Below are 15,758 nucleotides of genomic sequence, written 5' to 3'. Positions count from 1 at the left end.
AAAATAGCATGATATCAACTCATGATATCATATGAAATAATCAGCGGGTTATCATCGTCTGTTTTTCGTTCAGCTTTTGTTTTTGTTCCACAGGCTATATTATGTAGGTGTTTCCGGGTCAGCGATTCCGGCACCCATTATTCCAGCCAAATCAGCGGGACACATGCAGCCGTCAGTAATCCCATAACAATATTGAACGTAAACCAGGCATTACGGCTGCGCAGGAAAAGCCCGATAAATGCGCCGAAGCTTATCCAGAGCAACCCGGCGACCAGATTCACGGTGATCATTATAATGCTCATCACCCCAACGGACATCATATACGCGTCACCGCTCAGGCTGTAACTGCCGACAGCACCCAGCCCCATCAGCCAGGCTTTGGGATTAATAAACTGCAATAACGTGCCCTGATACCAGGTGATGGCTTTACTGACCTGTGGTTTATCAAGGTGCTCATACGGCGCGGTAGCGAGTTTTTTCGCCAGCCACAAAAGGTAAATACTGCCGGCAATTTTCATAGCAGTATGCAATTTCGGATAAATCAGTAAAATAGCCGCGACACCGAAGGCTGAAAGGTATAATACTGTCTGCATTCCAAGCATAATACCCGCCATCAGGATCAGTGTCCGACGGATCCCGAACTGCGCACCGGAGGCAGTCAGTAACATATTATTAGGACCGGGCGTAACCGCTGCGATAAACATGAATACCGAAAGCGAAAGTAAAAGATGAGTAGTCATTTGCAGCCTTGCGCAAAAGTGGACGTTTTCTTTCCACGAAATTATCAGTATGTTATTAATTAAACAAGAGACGTTTTTTCATTACGAATTCAACTATGTCTAGTCATTTTGAACCGATTTCCTGGGCGACAAATCCGCACCTGCAAACACTGCTGCCCCGGATTTTTCGCCGGAAACCGATGATAAAACCATTCTGGCAGCGCCTGACTCTGCCGGACGATGATTTTATTGATCTCGCGTGGAGCGAAGATCCGGACACAGCACGCCATAAACCCCGGCTGGTGATTTTTCACGGGCTGGAAGGCAGTTTTCGCAGCCCGTACGCTCACGGGATGCTGGCAGCGGCTGCCCGTCAGGGCTGGCTGGGCGTTGTCATGCATTTTCGCGGGTGCAGCGGTGAACCAAACCGCTCCAGACGTATTTACCACTCTGGTGAAACCGAAGATGCCCGTTACATGCTGAACTGGTTACAGGAAACCTACGGCAAAGTCCCGACCGGGGCTGTCGGCTATTCCCTCGGCGGTAATATGCTGGCGTGTTATCTGGCTGAAGAGGGTGACCGGGCGGCAATCGACGCCGGAATTATTGTGTCTGCCCCCCTGATGCTGGAGCCATGCTCATTTAAACTGGAGAGAGGATTTTCCCGTTTCTATCAGTGGTATCTGCTGAAAGGGCTGAAACGCAACGCCACCCGAAAACTGGTGCGTTACCCTAACTCGCTGCCGACAAATTTACTGCATATCCGCGCCATTAAACGGATCAGGGAATTTGACGATATGATCACATCGCCAATCCACGGCTTCCGTGATGCATCAGATTACTACCGTCAGTGCAGCGCACTGCCGAAACTGCCCGACGTCCGTAAGCCGATGCTGATCATTCATGCAAAAGATGATCCGTTTATGGCGCAGGAAGTGGTACCGGATCTCTCTCTGCTGCCGCCGTGTGTGGAGTATCAGATGACTGAGCACGGCGGGCATGTCGGGTTTGTTACCGGCAGCTGGCGTCATCCCCGCTTATGGCTCGAAGAACGCATACCTGAGTGGCTGGCGCCTCATCTGGCGGCAAAGGATACAAAATGATTATTCCCTGGCAGGAGATTGATGCACAAACATTGCAAAATATCCTGGAAAGTATTGTATTGCGCGAAGGCACCGATTACGGTGAATATGAGAAGTCACTCAGTGATAAAGTGACTGACCTGTGCAACCAACTGAAAAACGGCGAGATTGTGATTGTCTGGTCGGAATTACACGAAACACTCAATATCATGCCGTCGGCGGAATTCCGCGGCTGATACGCCCGGAGGAACTGACCCATGTCCCGGACTCACCCGATTATTGCTGTTACCGGCTCCAGCGGAGCCGGTACAACGACCACCAGCCAGGCTTTCAGGAAGATATTTCAGCAACTTTCCGCCACACCGGCAACCCTGGAAGGCGACAGCTTTCACCGCTACACCCGCCCGGAAATGGATGCGGCTATCCGCAAAGCGCGGGAACAAGGCCGGTATATCAGCTACTTCGGTCCTGAAGCGAATGATTTCGGGCTGTTGGAAACCGCGTTCCGCCAGTATGGAGAAAACGGGAGCGGAGAACGCAGAAGGTACTTACACACATACGATGAAGCCGTGCCCTATAACCAGTTGCCCGGTACGTTTACCCCGCGTGAGCCACTGCCGGAAAATACCGATGTTCTGTTTTACGAGGGTTTGCACGGCGGGGTGGTCACGCCGGATCATAAAATTGCCGGTCATGTGGATTTACTGGTCGGCGTGGTGCCGATTGTTAATCTGGAATGGATCCAAAAGCTTGTCCGCGACACATCAGACCGGGGACACTCACGGGAAGCGGTGATGGACTCTGTCGTGCGCTCAATGGATGATTACATTCACTATATTACGCCGCAGTTTTCCCGCACGCATATTAATTTCCAGCGGGTGCCGACCGTAGACACGTCAAATCCGTTCTCTGCCAAAGCCATCCCGACACAGGATGAAAGCTTTACCGTGATCCGTTTTCGCGGTCTGAAAAAAATTGATTTCCCCTATTTATTGTCAATGTTACAAGGCTCATTCATTTCTGCCTCAAATACCATTGTCGTACCCGGCGGAAAATTGGGGCTGGCGATGGAATTAATTATGGCGCCACTTGTAGAACAATTATTACAGGGCAAACAAATAAATAAGCGATAAAAAAAACCGGGTAATTATCATTGCCCGGTTTATTCTCAAAAATAAAAATAATAATTCAAAAAATCATTCAATATTCTTCACTTCGAAACTATGTGTAATGTTAACGCTTTCACCTAACATTAATGAAACAGAACAGTATTTTTCAGCGGATAACGCCACGGCACGCTCAACGGTACTTTCTTTCAAATCACGCCCGGTAACACTAAAATGCAGATTAATATGTGTAAATAAACGTGGCGCAGTTTCACGGCGTTCCGCGGTAAGTTTTACATCACAATCAATAACTTGATGACGACCTTTTTGCAAAATGGAAACGACATCGATCGCGCTGCATCCGCCGGTTGCCATCAGTACCATCTCCATCGGATTCGGGGCTTTTTCACCCGCATTACCATCCATTGTGATCTGGTGTCCTGAGGCAGATTCGCCTAAGAAAGTCATGTTTTCAACCCACTTTACACGCGCTTCCATCTTTATATCCTCATCAACATTATAATTGGGGACAGCCTACCCTTTCATTCACAGGCTGGCAATCTCCCTCATAGTTTATTATGCTGAACCGAGACAGTGGGAGACAGGACCGCTTTCCTATGCTAAAAACACGGCAAGGATTTATCTATGGCTAAGATCAATATCTTTTAATGTAGATTATTATACTATTTTAATAAACTAACTTGCCGGAAATTCAGCAAGTTAATATGATAAGCTAAGACTTTATATAATTGCAGAGTGTATACCCAACATCATTCAAGTTGCAGGCAGGCGGCAAGGGAAGATAGACGGGGAGCATACACAAGTATGTGACCCGGCTGGCTGAGCGCAGCCAACGAACCTGCGGTTTGAATGAATAAGGGTATAAACAACAAGTTGCAATAACAACAACAGAGGATAACGCGAATGGTTCTCGGCAAGCCACAAACAGACCCCACGCTTGAATGGTTTTTGTCTCACTGCCATATCCACAAATATCCATCAAAAAGCACCCTTATCCATCAGGGTGAGAAAGCAGAAACACTCTACTATATTGTAAAAGGTTCTGTTGCGGTGCTTATCAAAGATGAAGAAGGCAAAGAGATGATTTTATCCTACCTTAACCAGGGGGATTTCATCGGAGAACTCGGATTATTTGAGGAAGGACAGGAACGTACCGCGTGGGTACGGGCAAAAAGTCCCTGCGAAGTTGCAGAAATTTCATATAAAAAGTTCCGCCAGCTTATCCAGGTTAACCCGGATATCCTTATGCGCCTCTCCGCGCAGATGGCAAGCCGCCTGCAAACGACATCAGAAAAGGTCGGAAACCTTGCATTCCTTGATGTGACAGGCCGTATTGCTCAGACGTTACTGAACCTGGCTAAACAGCCGGATGCCATGACGCACCCGGATGGTATGCAGATCAAAATTACCCGTCAGGAAATTGGTCAGATTGTGGGATGTTCCCGCGAAACAGTCGGCCGTATTCTGAAAATGCTGGAAGATCAAAACCTGATCTCTGCACACGGTAAAACGATTGTGGTATACGGCACCCGTTAATCCGGATTGTCCATATCACCAAAACAGGCGCATTTTGCGCCTGTTTTATTTTCAGATTTACTGCATTTCCCGGAAATCAGCCAGAGTTTTCGCCAGGCGTACCATCCCTTCTTCTACATCCGCTTTTTCAATAATAAGTGACGGCGTGAAGCGCAGCACATTTGTACCGGCATTGAGCAACATCAGACCATTTTTTGCTGCCAGCCCCAGCAGGACTTTAGATTGATCACGGTAAATACCCGTCAATTCTGCGCCGATCAGCAACCCTTTTCCGCGGGTCTCACCAAATGCCTGATATGTTTTATTCAGGGATTGCAGTGCATCAGCAAACCATTGATGGCGCTCATTTACCCCGGACAGTAATGCAGAGTCGTTGATCAAATCAAATGCGGCATTACCGACAGCACAAGCCAGCGGGTTACCCCCGTATGTCGTGCCGTGTGTTCCGGGTCCCATCACTTGTGCAATTGCTTCTTTCGTCAGCATCGCACTGATCGGAAAACCGCCGCCCAGCGCCTTGGCAGTGGTCAGGATATCCGGCTCAATACCGTAATCCATATACGCAAACAGTTTTCCGCAGCGCCCCATGCCGCTCTGCACTTCATCAAATACCAACAGTGCCTGATGTTTGTCACACAGTTCCCGCAGCCCCTGCATAAACGCCTGAGTTGCAGGTGTTATTCCGCCCTCGCCCTGAATCGGCTCCAGCACAACAGCACAGGTATGGTCATCCATCACCGCTTTGACAGCATCAAGGTCATTAAAGGGCACATGAATAATATCCGCCGGTTTAGGTCCGAAACCATCGGCATATTTAGGCTGTCCGCCGACAGACACCGTAAAGAGTGTCCGGCCGTGGAAACCGTGATGAAAGGCAATTATTTTTGTTTTATAGGGATGATGGCAGGTCAGTGCATAATGACGCGCCAGTTTAAATGCGGCTTCGTTAGCTTCCGCACCGGAGTTGGCGAAAAAAACCCGATCCGCAAAGGTATGCTTTATCAGCTTTTGTGCCAGGGTCAGTGCGGGTTCATTCGTAAAGATATTACTGACGTGCCAGAGAGATTCGCTCTGGTTTTTCAGTGCCGCAACCAGCGCCGGATGGCAATGTCCCAGCGCCAGCACAGCGATACCACCAGCAAAATCCACATACTCAGTACCATTCTGATCCCACACCCGGCTGCCCTTTCCTTTCACAGGAATAAACTCTGCAGGTGCATAAATTGGCAGCATGACATCGTCATAGGTGCTGCGCGTTACAGGGTTCTGTTTTGTCATCTTTCTATACCTGATCCATCCACAAGTGAAAACATAATCACTAAATATGAATAAAAAAATCAAATACAAATAAACAAAAAAAAACAGAACCCGGGATAAAATAAGAACTAACTGATTAATATTTAATAAAATTATTCAACAGTTCATGACCCTGTTCACTGAGAATACTTTCCGGGTGAAATTGCACACCTTCGATCGGCAGAGTTTTATGTCTGATACCCATAATTTCATCCACATTACCATCATGCAGACTCCACGCGGTGACCTCAAAAGAAGCGGGCAGTGTTTCAGGTGCGATAACCAGGGAATGGTAGCGGGTAACCGTCAGCGGACGATTCAGCCCTTTAAATACACCCTGTTGATTGTGATGGATAGCGGTGGTTTTGCCATGCATCACCTTACGCGCTTTCACAACCTGCGCACCAAATGCCTGGCCAATCGCCTGGTGACCCAGACACACACCGAGGATCGGAATATCCCCTGCAAAATGGCTGACGGCATCAAGTGAAATACCGGCTTCCGATGGCGTACACGGACCGGGCGAAATCACAAGATGAGTGGGCGATAGCTGTTCAATGTCACGGAGGCTGACGGCATCATTTCGTTTAACCTGTACATCTGCACCTAACTCACAGAAGTACTGATACAAGTTATAAGTAAATGAGTCATAATTATCGATAATTAATAGCATGATTATCTATATCCGACTGATATTCTTGTCTTTATTATTTTAAACTGCGGTATGGAGTATCGATTGACAATACCCTGTGATCATCACGATCACACCGGCGGTTTCAAGAAGTCGGCTATCATACCACAGCCGGACAGAGAAAATAGCCCGAATGCGGCACGCAGCCACAGAGGCAGATATCATCATATTCAGACTATCAGGAAGCCAGTTCATTCCAAGGGGAATATCAGGAAATATTCCCCTTAGTCTGCGATAAAATAAGGCTTATTTTATGATAGTTGCAGAGATAATTTTGATTGGTACGGAAGGGACATTCTGATAGGGACCGATGTCATCTGTTTTCACTTTTGACATTTTATCAACGACATCCATCCCGTTCACAACCTTACCAAATACGGCATAACCAAAATCACGTTGTCCGTGATCCAGGAATGCATTATCCGCCACATTAATAAAGAACTGGCTGGTTGCGCTGTTTACATCGGCAGTACGTGCCATCGAGAGCGTTCCGCGCACATTACGTAAGCCATTATCAGCTTCATTTTTAACCGGGGGACGGGTTGGTTTCTGGGTCAGATCAGCGGTAAAACCACCGCCCTGCACCATAAAACCCGGGATAACACGATGGAATGTTGTATCGTCATAAAACTTGTCGGTAACATATTGCTTGAAATTCTTTACTGTCTCCGGCGCTTTTTCATCATCCAGTGCAATTTCAAAATTACCCGCTGAGGTAACAAATTGAATATGGGTCTGCTCCGCCGCAAAAGCCAGCGAAGACGCACTGAGAGTACAAGCCGCCACAAGTGAAACTAAAACACGTTTTAACATTCCAAATTCCTTTCAACGAAATATGCTGACACTGTTCTTATCGATTTTAATGGGCAATGACAGGAAGTGCCACCGATTTACCTTAATTTACCTTCACAATAGATATTACTGATTATGGCATGGATTTTTCACGTATTTCCACTAATGATATTCTGTCTGTTGTCATTAATTTATCAAAATACGACGAAATAATTCCCTGTTTTTAACCATGAGCGCCGTCGTCGGATACAGTATCACTATTTCATTGATTTTATTTACTATTATTAATAACATCTCGTGACTAATCACTTATGTCAAATAGAAAACATCCGGTATATACATCACCATTAAATACGTAATTGTGCTTTATTATTTAAGCGATTCGGCATATTAGCCTGACCAGAGGAAAAGCGACGTCATTGTGCTTATTTATATCCCGGTCTGTTGCATGCTGCATTTTTACTGTTTCTTTTTCATTTCTGATAATAAACCCACCCGGTAATCTGTGTGCCGCAGTTCTTAAACGGCAGGCATTAGGCTATAATCGTCACGCTTTCGATCTGAGGAGACGGATTTTGACTATTAAAACGCACAACTATCATATGACCCACTTTGTCATCAGCGCACCGGACATCCGCCATTTACCGGAAGATACGGGGATCGAAGTGGCGTTTGCCGGACGCTCCAATGCCGGAAAATCAAGTGCACTAAATGCACTTACACAGCAAAAAAGTCTTGCGCGGACAAGTAAAACCCCCGGGCGTACCCAGTTAATCAACCTGTTTGAAGTCAGCGAAGGCTGCCGGGTTGTCGACCTGCCGGGCTATGGCTATGCCGAAGTCCCGGAAGCAATGAAACGTAAATGGCAGGCGGCTCTGGGTGAATACCTTCAGAAACGCGACTGTCTGCGCGGTCTGGTGGTACTGATGGATATCCGTCATCCCCTGAAAGATCTGGATATGCAGATGATCGAATGGGCGGTGGCAATGGAGGTTCCGGTTCTGGCACTGCTGACTAAAGCCGATAAACTGGCAAACGGCGCACGTAAAAAACAGTTAATGGCAGTCAGAGATGCACTGGCGGAGCTGAACGAGACAGGAGATATTCAGGTCGAGTATTTTTCAGCCCCGAAAAAAATTGGTATCGATAAATTAAGTCAGAAACTTGATTTTTGGTTCAGCGGGCAGACAGACAGCGATACACAAACAGAAAGCTGATCCCCCGGATAATAACTCTGCGGACAGGTGGCTACCTGATATGCCATCTGTTTTCTTTCGTCATAACAGCCGCCTCAGGTAGTCACTCCGGATATCTTTATTTCCGGTGACACATTCCGTCCCATACTTTTCTTTATACAAAAAAAATGCTCCGGTCAGAGCAATGTCTGACCGGAGCAGCTAATATTCAGCTAAATCCGATTACGTGAAGTAAAAGGTCTGAAAGATAGAACATCTTACCTCTGTACCCTACGCGAATAACTTTACCGTAAATCTTCCGGCAAAAAAACCTTTTTTGTAGTTTATTTTCAGTTTAGTCACGATTCAGCTAGTCATCATCCTGACATACGCCTCTCAAATGTTATTTAATTACATATTAGTGAGATCTGGATCTATAGCTGCATTCCGCCACCCCGCACAAAATAGCAACAAAACAGCACAAATGGTGCCGTTTTCTCAGGGCATTGTTATGATAGTCTGAGCGCATCCGGGGAATAGCCCTCCCCATTAAATTTATTTATATTAGTGAGTTAGCAATGGCATTACTGACACTACGGCATTTCCCCGACCCTTGTCTGCGGGAAACGTCCAAACCGGTCACTGTTTTTGGTGATGAACTGAAAACATTTGTCGCGGATATGACAGAGACAATGTATGCCGAGCGCGGTATTGGTCTTGCCGCGCCCCAGGTCGGCGTTTGTCAGCGCGTGATTATTGTGGATGTTTCAGAGAACCGTGATCAGCCTATCGCGCTGATTAACCCGGAATTTATCCAATGTGACGGTGAAATGATGATGATGGACGGCTGTCTGTCATTACCGGAAAGTTACACAGAAACACAGCGCTACTCGGCAGTAACTGTGCGTTACCAGGACATCTGCGGTGATACACACATTTTAGAAGCAGAAGGATTACAGGCAGGCTGCCTGCAACATGAAATAGATCACCTCAACGGCATGTTATTTATTGATCATCTCTCCCCGATGAAACGCCAGCGCATTGAAAAGAAAGTAAAAAAAGACCCTGAAAATGAGAGCAGAAGACACTAACGACTGATACCTCAGTTATTTTTATCATTCCACCGCCTTTTTACGCTATAGATTTCAATTTGTGGCAAAGCGGCAAGTGAAGAAATCCGGGGAGCATACACAAGTATGTGACCCGGATTTCTGAGTGCGGCCAACGCCGCCACAGATTGAAAGATGACGCGTAAGGGAGCATACATCAGTATGTGACCCGGCTCGTGATGTGCAGCGAACGCAGCTGTGGGCTGAAGGATGACGCATTAATGGGCTTCGTCCCAGTTGAAGCCAACTCCTGCCTCTACCTGCAGCGGCACATCCAGCGTCATAGCCGCTTCCATCAGTGCTTTTATCTTCTCTGCCATGCTTTCGGTCTGATCTTCGCGGACTTCGAACACTAATTCATCGTGTACCTGCATGATCATCAGCGCATCAACTTTCTCTTTCTGCAACCAGTCATCTACTGCGATCATGGCTTTTTTGATGATATCGGCTGCGGTGCCCTGCATCGGGGCATTGATCGCTTCGCGCTCTGCGGCTTTACGGCGCATTCCGTTGCGGGAATTAATTTCCGGCAGATACAAGCGACGTCCTTCCAGAGTTTCGACATAGCCTTTTTCGGCAGCATGTTCGCGGGTACGCGCCATATAATCCAGCACGCCCGGATAGCGCTCAAAATAGAGATCCATATAGCGCTGCGCTTCTTTGCGCGCAATACCGAGCTGGCGCGCCAGACCAAAGGCGCTCATACCATAAATCAGCCCGAAGTTAATCGCTTTTGCACTGCGGCGCTGATCGCCGGTAACCTGCTCAAGCGGTACACCAAAGACTTCTGCGGCGGTTGCGCGGTGGATATCTTTACCTTCGGCAAACGCTTTCAGCAAGCCTTTGTCCTGCGACAGATGCGCCATAATGCGCAGCTCAATCTGTGAATAGTCCGCAGCCAGGATGCGGTAGCCCTCACGGGCAATAAATGCCTGGCGGATACGACGGCCTTCATCTGTTCTGACAGGGATATTCTGGAGATTCGGATCACGGGAAGAGAGACGCCCGGTTGCCGTCACCGCCTGGTGGTAAGAGGTATGAACACGGCGGGTTTTCGGATCTACCATCTGCGGCAGTTTATCCGTATAGGTCGTTTTCAGTTTGGACAGACTGCGGTGCTCCAGGATCACACGTGGTAATTCGTGATTATCTGCCAGCTCTTCCAATACTTCTTCATTAGTTGACGGCGCGCCACCCGGTGTTTTTTTGACAACCGGCAGGCTGAGCTTTTCAAACAAAATGGTTTGCAACTGCTTTGGTGAAGAGAGATTAAATTCTTCGCCGGCAATGGTAAACGCCTGTTTTTCCAGTTCATCCAGACGTGCGGTAATTTCCACAGACTGTACCGCCAGCACAGAAGAATCAATCAGTACCCCGGTGCGTTCCATACGGGAAAGAACCGGCACCAGCGGCATTTCGATATCACGATATACATGCAGCAGCGTTTTTTTCTGCTTCCAACTGCGGATAAAGTGCCTGATGCAGAATAAGCGTGATATCAGCATCTTCCGCTGCATAATTGGCGGCTTCTTCCAGCGCGATCTGATTAAACGTCAGCTGTTTTTTGCCCTTTCCGGCAATCTCTTCAAATGTCGTGGTTTTATGATTCAGATGGCGGTCTGCAAGGCTGTCCATATCATGGCGACCGGCGACACTGTTAAGTACATAAGATTCAAGCATGGTATCAAACGCAATGCCGCGCAGTTCCACTTTATAATTCGCCATAATGCCGCGATCAAATTTCAGGTTCTGCCCGATTTTACGTAAGTTTTCATCTTCCAGAATCGGCTTCATTACCGCCAGTACCTGATCAAGAGAGAGCTGATCCGGTGCATCCAGATAATCATGCGCTATCGGCAGATAGGCAGCGTGTCCGGCTTTGGCGGCAAATGACATACCGACCAGGCGCGCGGAAAGATTATCCAGACTGTCAGTTTCGGTATCAAATGCAAATTCACCGGCACTGCGCAGAATGTCTGCCCAGCGGGTCAGCGCGGCTTCATCGAGAATCGTTTCATAGTTTTCACTGCTGATATCCGGGATATCAGCAACCGGAGCAGCTGCCACCGGCTGTACAGCAGCAGTAACCGCCGCTTTGGATGGTGCGCTGCGGGCGCTTTTCTTCGCCAGCCAGCCGCCGTTTTCCAGGTCACTTATCCAGCGTCTGAATTCATACTGCGTGAATAATGCATGAAGCTTATCCAAATCCGGCTCGGCAAGTGTCAGAGAATCCCAGGTGCGATCAAGCTCGACATCGGTTTTGATGGTTGCCAGCGTATAAGAGAGATACGCCATCTCTTTATTGGCTTCCATTTTCGGTGCCAGTGTTTTCGCACCACGAAAGCTCAATGTCGCGATTTTATCCAGGTCTTTATAGATATCATCCAGGCTGCCCATTCCCTGCAACAGCGCCTGCGCTGTTTTTTCGCCGACACCCGGCACGCCCGGGATATTATCCGAAGAGTCACCCATCAGTGCCAGATAATCAATAATCAGCGACGGCGGTACACCGTATTTGGCTTCCACTTCCTCAGGCCCGAGAATAGTGTTGTTCATGGTATTGATGAGCGTGATATCCGGCGTGACTAACTGCGCCATATCTTTATCACCGGTACTGATAAGCACCGGGTGGCCCTGTGCTGCGGCCTGTTTTGCCAGCGTACCGATAACATCATCCGCTTCAACACCGGAGACAGACAACAGCGGCATTCCCATCGCCACCACCATTTCATGCAGCGGCGCTATCTGCTCACGCAGATCGTCCGGCATCGGCGGGCGGTGTGATTTATAGTCTTCAAACAGTTCATCGCGGAATGTTTTTCCTTTCGCATCAAACACGACTGCCACATGCCCGGATTCATACTGCATCACCAGGCTGCGCAACATGTTCAGTACGCCGTACATGGCGCCGGTAGGCTGCCCTGCGCTGTTCGTCAGGGGTGGAAATGCATGATATGCACGATAGAGGTAGGATGAACCATCGACTAAAATCAACGGGTTGTCTGCAATCTGAGCCATAATTGTCTTCACGGTATTGAATGAATGTCCGGAGGGTAGGATGCCACAGACCGCCGCATTAGACGACATTTATTGCCTGTCACCGGAAATTCAGAAATACATCAGATTAAGATACATCCGCTGGCGGCACGAAAAGGGAAAAGCTGTGGATAAGTTTGTGCATAAATTTATGAATGCTATGTAAATCGCGGCCGATAGCGAAGATCGTTAAAATCACACTCAAAAAAAATCAATAGGTTATAAACTAATACAGCAAGATAATCTATCGCGCTAATCAATTGATTAATGTGGATAGCCTTTTTGCTCTCCGCATTACTCTTTATATCAGGTACGCTGTAAACAGAGAAGGAAACCGGTCACCCAGCTTCCTTCTTATTGTTACTGCCTGAACAGAAATTACTTCTGTTTCAGTAAATAATTCACAGTGTCAGAGAATGCTTTGCCGTATTGCGCCACGTCTTTCACTTCCAGACCACCATTGTTGATCTGGTATTTGCCCTTGACGAAGACCGCAGGAACGCCACGTAATTTATAATCAGCGGCTGCTTTCTGCTGCTTGGCAATCAGAGATTTAACAAAAATGCTGTTCGCAGCGGCGTCATAATCATCGCCGGTGATACCTGCCTGAATGAAAGCGGCACGTACATCATCTGCATTTTTGATAGTACCGGTTTCCTGGATCCCTTTGAACAGAATCGGAGTGACTTTATCTTCCACACCCATCGCCATCGCCACAGACCAGGCTTTAGTCAATTCAGGACCCATAGGACCGCCTAAGAAATCAACATGATAGCGTTCATGTTTAGTTCCTTCCGGCAGGTTTTTATTGATGGCTTCCGGTACTTTGAAATTTTCTTCAAACTGGTAGCAATGCGGGCAATAGAAAGAGAAAAATTCCACTACCTCAGGCTGATTCGCAACCGGAGTGTTAAGTTCAGTATACTGTTTGCCGGCAACAGGTGAGGCGAACACACTGAATGTCATCGCGAATCCCATCATTGCTAACCAAAACTTCTTCATCATTGTATCTCCTGAAAATCAATAAGGCTGATAACGCGTCAGCGGCGGTTCCGCCAGTACGGCTATCTGTTCAGTAATCAGTGACTGCTGTTGTGACCAGAAATCACTATCCGCCATCCATGGAAAAGCTTTCGGAAAAGCGGGATCCTGCCAGCGGCGTGCTACCCAGGATAAAAAGTGAACCATACGCATAGCGCGCAGCGGCTCAATTAATGCCAGTTCCCGCGTATCAAAATCACAAAATTCCTGATACGCCTCCAGCAAAATATCTAACTGATAGCGACGTGAATCATTATCCCCGTTAAGTAACATCCAGAGATCCTGCACTGCCGGTCCGTTGCGGGCATCGTCGAAATCGACCAGCCACGCTCATCACGCCACAAAATATTTCCCGGATGGCAATCGCCGTGTAACCGGATAGATTGCCATTCGCCGGTCCAGCGCGCAGTTACCTCCGCGATCAGGGTATCCAGCGCCTGTAAAAAGCTGCTCCGCACTTTTTTAGGAATAAGCGGGCATTCTGCAAGGATCTCCCGGGGAGCTATCAGATACTCCTGCGACGTAATCGACGGACGGTACTGAAACTCACGCTCCCGTCCAATCTGATGCAGTCGTCCGAGCAAACGCCCGGTACTTTCCAACTGGTCAATATTATCCGTTTCATACGCCCGCCCGCCTATCGACGGAAAGAGCGCGAACATATACCCGTCCTGCGACAGCAAGGTTTCGCCATCAAACACCAGCGGGGCGGCGACCGGCAACCCGGCATCAGCCAGAGACAGTGTCAGCTCATGCTCCTCGCGGATCTGCTGCTCACTCCAGCGCGCGGGACGATAAAATTTCACCACATAACGGGTGCGGTTTTCATCCATAAACTGATAGACCCGGTTTTCGTAGCTGTTCAGCTCGGTTAAACCGGAGTCCAGCCAGATACCGTAACGGCTCAGACTGTCTATCAGACGATCAGGCCGGAAATCCTGAAAGGTAAAAACCGGCGGTGTGATAGTCTGCATTACTCTTTACTCTTTGATAATGCCGCGTGCACGTAACAGCGCGGTTTTAAAATCGTCTTCGTAATCTTTTTTCAGCCCCGGAATTTCAGCCGTTGCATCAGATCCGCGCATTTTCAGGTGGTAAATCAGAATATCATCAGTCAGATCAGACAGTTCGCCCTCAAACCCGGCTTCATCTGCCAGCATTTGCAACATCTGCATCAGATTCAGATCAGAGTGCTGCTGCCAGACAGGGTGCAGAAGTTCAATAACTTCATTAAGACGATGACATTTCATAATAAATTCCTTATAAGCAAGACGTAACACATTACCAATTATCCGCCGTCCCGGAAAGAACAGGACTGTCAGGATGCGTAAATATTGACGCGTTGTAATAACAGCGGACATATTATCCGCGATTATGGCATCCATTGCATTTATATTCGCGCTCACTATACCCTTATTCATTCAAACTGCAGGGTCTGGGCTGCGCTCAGATAACCGGGTCACATAGTTTATCTATGCTCCCCGGCAGCCGGAGCTTGCCGCCTGCCTGCAATTCGAATGACGTTGGGTATATACCGGAATCATTGTTAAGATAAGGTCAGAATTTTTATCGCAGATAGTCAGAGAAATTAAAAATGATGACGCAACTCAGCGGCTGTATCCTTGCCGGTGGCCGGGCAACCCGGATGCAGGGGCAGGATAAAGGTCTGGTTTTACTGGGCGGTATCCCGCTTTATCAACACAGTGTGAAGCACCTTGCTCCCCAGGCGGATGAGATTTTTATCAATGCCAACCGCCATATCGCGGCTTATCACGCCACCGGTCTGCGCGTGGTCAGTGACACACTGCCGGATTTCCCGGGACCGCTTGCCGGTATGCTCGCAGGATTAGAAAATGCCCGCCACGACTGGGTATTATTTGTGCCGTGTGATGTCCCGGTTTTTCCGGAAAATCTCGCCGACACGCTCTGGCAGCAGAAAGGGAATTCCCTGTGTGCCTACGCCTGTGATACCACCCGTGCGCACCCGACATTTGCACTGTGTCACCACTCGCTGGCGGAGCCGCTGAGAAATTACCTTACCAACGGCGACCGGAAATTATTGCTGTTTATGGATATGATCGGCGCAAAAGCCGTCACATTCGATGCTTCTGCTGATCAGTTTGTTAATCTCAATACCTTTGCAGAGTGCCGTGA

14 protein-coding genes and 3 pseudogenes are annotated in these 15,758 nt (G+C 48.1%); 7 read left to right on the top strand and 10 right to left on the bottom strand.

The window, feature by feature from the left end; all coding sequences use genetic code 11:
• Positions 1-137: 137 nt before the first annotated feature.
• The gene (locus tag AYY16_RS15995) at positions 138-740 is read right to left on the bottom strand and encodes a LysE family translocator (protein ID WP_067368862.1); all 603 of its coding nucleotides are present in this window, start codon (positions 738-740) and stop codon (positions 138-140) included.
• Between the two features lie 95 nt (positions 741-835).
• Between AYY16_RS15995 and AYY16_RS15990 the strand changes: the two genes are divergently transcribed.
• The 3 genes from AYY16_RS15990 to AYY16_RS15980 are packed head-to-tail and all read left to right on the top strand — an operon-like array spanning position 836 to position 2,934.
• Positions 836-1,822, top strand: a complete 987-nt coding sequence (locus AYY16_RS15990) for a hydrolase (protein ID WP_067368859.1) — start codon at positions 836-838, stop codon at positions 1,820-1,822.
• Complete coding sequence (locus AYY16_RS20330; RefSeq protein ID WP_067368856.1) at positions 1,819-2,037, top strand: YheU family protein; 219 nt, start codon at positions 1,819-1,821, stop codon at positions 2,035-2,037. The genes AYY16_RS15990 and AYY16_RS20330 overlap by 4 nt, the downstream gene beginning before the upstream one ends.
• A gap of 21 nt (positions 2,038-2,058) precedes the next feature.
• Positions 2,059-2,934, top strand: a complete 876-nt coding sequence (locus tag AYY16_RS15980; protein ID WP_067368854.1) for a phosphoribulokinase — start codon at positions 2,059-2,061, stop codon at positions 2,932-2,934.
• Positions 2,935-2,997: 63 nt separating this feature from the next.
• Here AYY16_RS15980 and AYY16_RS15975 read toward each other — a convergent pair whose 3' ends face one another.
• Positions 2,998-3,405: an OsmC family protein gene (locus tag AYY16_RS15975; protein ID WP_067368851.1), complete on the bottom strand. Its 408-nt coding sequence runs from the start codon at positions 3,403-3,405 to the stop codon at positions 2,998-3,000.
• Positions 3,406-3,831: 426 nt separating this feature from the next.
• On the opposite strand from AYY16_RS15975, the gene crp reads away from it, so the two are divergent.
• Positions 3,832-4,464 carry a cAMP-activated global transcriptional regulator CRP gene (crp, locus tag AYY16_RS15970; RefSeq protein WP_067368848.1) on the top strand — a complete coding sequence of 211 codons (633 nt, stop codon included), beginning with the start codon at positions 3,832-3,834 and terminating at the stop codon, positions 4,462-4,464.
• 57 nt (positions 4,465-4,521) lie between these two features.
• On the opposite strand, the gene AYY16_RS15965 is transcribed toward crp, so the two are convergent.
• From AYY16_RS15965 to ppiA, 3 genes are all read right to left on the bottom strand, one after another.
• The gene (locus AYY16_RS15965; RefSeq protein ID WP_067368845.1) at positions 4,522-5,742 is read right to left on the bottom strand and encodes an aspartate aminotransferase family protein; all 1,221 of its coding nucleotides are present in this window, start codon (positions 5,740-5,742) and stop codon (positions 4,522-4,524) included.
• A 115-nt stretch (positions 5,743-5,857) separates the two neighbouring features.
• Entirely contained in the window at positions 5,858-6,433 is a 576-nt protein-coding gene (locus AYY16_RS15960) for an aminodeoxychorismate synthase component II (RefSeq protein ID WP_067368842.1), read from the bottom strand.
• 264 nt (positions 6,434-6,697) lie between these two features.
• Entirely contained in the window at positions 6,698-7,264 is a 567-nt protein-coding gene (ppiA, locus tag AYY16_RS15955; RefSeq protein WP_067368838.1) for a peptidylprolyl isomerase A, read from the bottom strand.
• Between the two features lie 554 nt (positions 7,265-7,818).
• On the opposite strand from ppiA, the gene yihA reads away from it, so the two are divergent.
• The gene (gene yihA / locus AYY16_RS15950; protein WP_067368835.1) at positions 7,819-8,460 is read left to right on the top strand and encodes a ribosome biogenesis GTP-binding protein YihA/YsxC; all 642 of its coding nucleotides are present in this window, start codon (positions 7,819-7,821) and stop codon (positions 8,458-8,460) included.
• Positions 8,461-8,647: 187 nt separating this feature from the next.
• On the opposite strand, the gene spfP is transcribed toward yihA, so the two are convergent.
• Positions 8,648-8,695: a small protein SpfP gene (gene spfP, locus AYY16_RS21835; RefSeq protein WP_438361642.1), complete on the bottom strand. Its 48-nt coding sequence runs from the start codon at positions 8,693-8,695 to the stop codon at positions 8,648-8,650.
• 301 nt (positions 8,696-8,996) lie between these two features.
• Here spfP and def point away from each other — a divergent pair, with 301 nt between their 5' ends.
• Positions 8,997-9,509, top strand: coding sequence for a peptide deformylase (gene def, locus AYY16_RS15945; RefSeq protein ID WP_067368832.1), 513 nt, complete (start codon positions 8,997-8,999; stop codon positions 9,507-9,509).
• Between the two features lie 236 nt (positions 9,510-9,745).
• Here def and polA read toward each other — a convergent pair.
• The 4 genes and pseudogenes from polA to AYY16_RS15925 all read right to left on the bottom strand — a co-directional run bounded on the left by polA (position 9,746) and on the right by AYY16_RS15925 (position 14,854).
• Positions 9,746-12,545 (bottom strand): annotated as a pseudogene (gene polA, locus AYY16_RS15940) (DNA polymerase I).
• Between the two features lie 396 nt (positions 12,546-12,941).
• A complete protein-coding gene (dsbA, locus tag AYY16_RS15935) occupies positions 12,942-13,565 on the bottom strand; it encodes a thiol:disulfide interchange protein DsbA (protein WP_067368942.1) in 624 nt (207 codons plus the stop codon).
• Positions 13,566-13,583: 18 nt separating this feature from the next.
• Positions 13,584-14,569, bottom strand: a pseudogene (locus AYY16_RS15930) (serine/threonine protein kinase).
• 15 nt (positions 14,570-14,584) lie between these two features.
• The gene (locus tag AYY16_RS15925; RefSeq protein ID WP_067368938.1) at positions 14,585-14,854 is read right to left on the bottom strand and encodes a YihD family protein; all 270 of its coding nucleotides are present in this window, start codon (positions 14,852-14,854) and stop codon (positions 14,585-14,587) included.
• 344 nt (positions 14,855-15,198) lie between these two features.
• Here AYY16_RS15925 and mobA point away from each other — a divergent pair.
• A pseudogene (mobA, locus tag AYY16_RS21235) lies at positions 15,199-15,741 on the top strand (molybdenum cofactor guanylyltransferase MobA); the annotation flags it as partial.
• Positions 15,742-15,758: the final 17 nt, after the last annotated feature.

It is taken from the genome of Morganella psychrotolerans, from assembly GCF_001676155.1.
Lineage (GTDB): Bacteria > Pseudomonadota > Gammaproteobacteria > Enterobacterales > Enterobacteriaceae > Morganella > Morganella psychrotolerans.
Note: the sequence above shows the minus strand (reverse complement) of the source record. Positions and strands in the feature narration are given on the sequence as shown.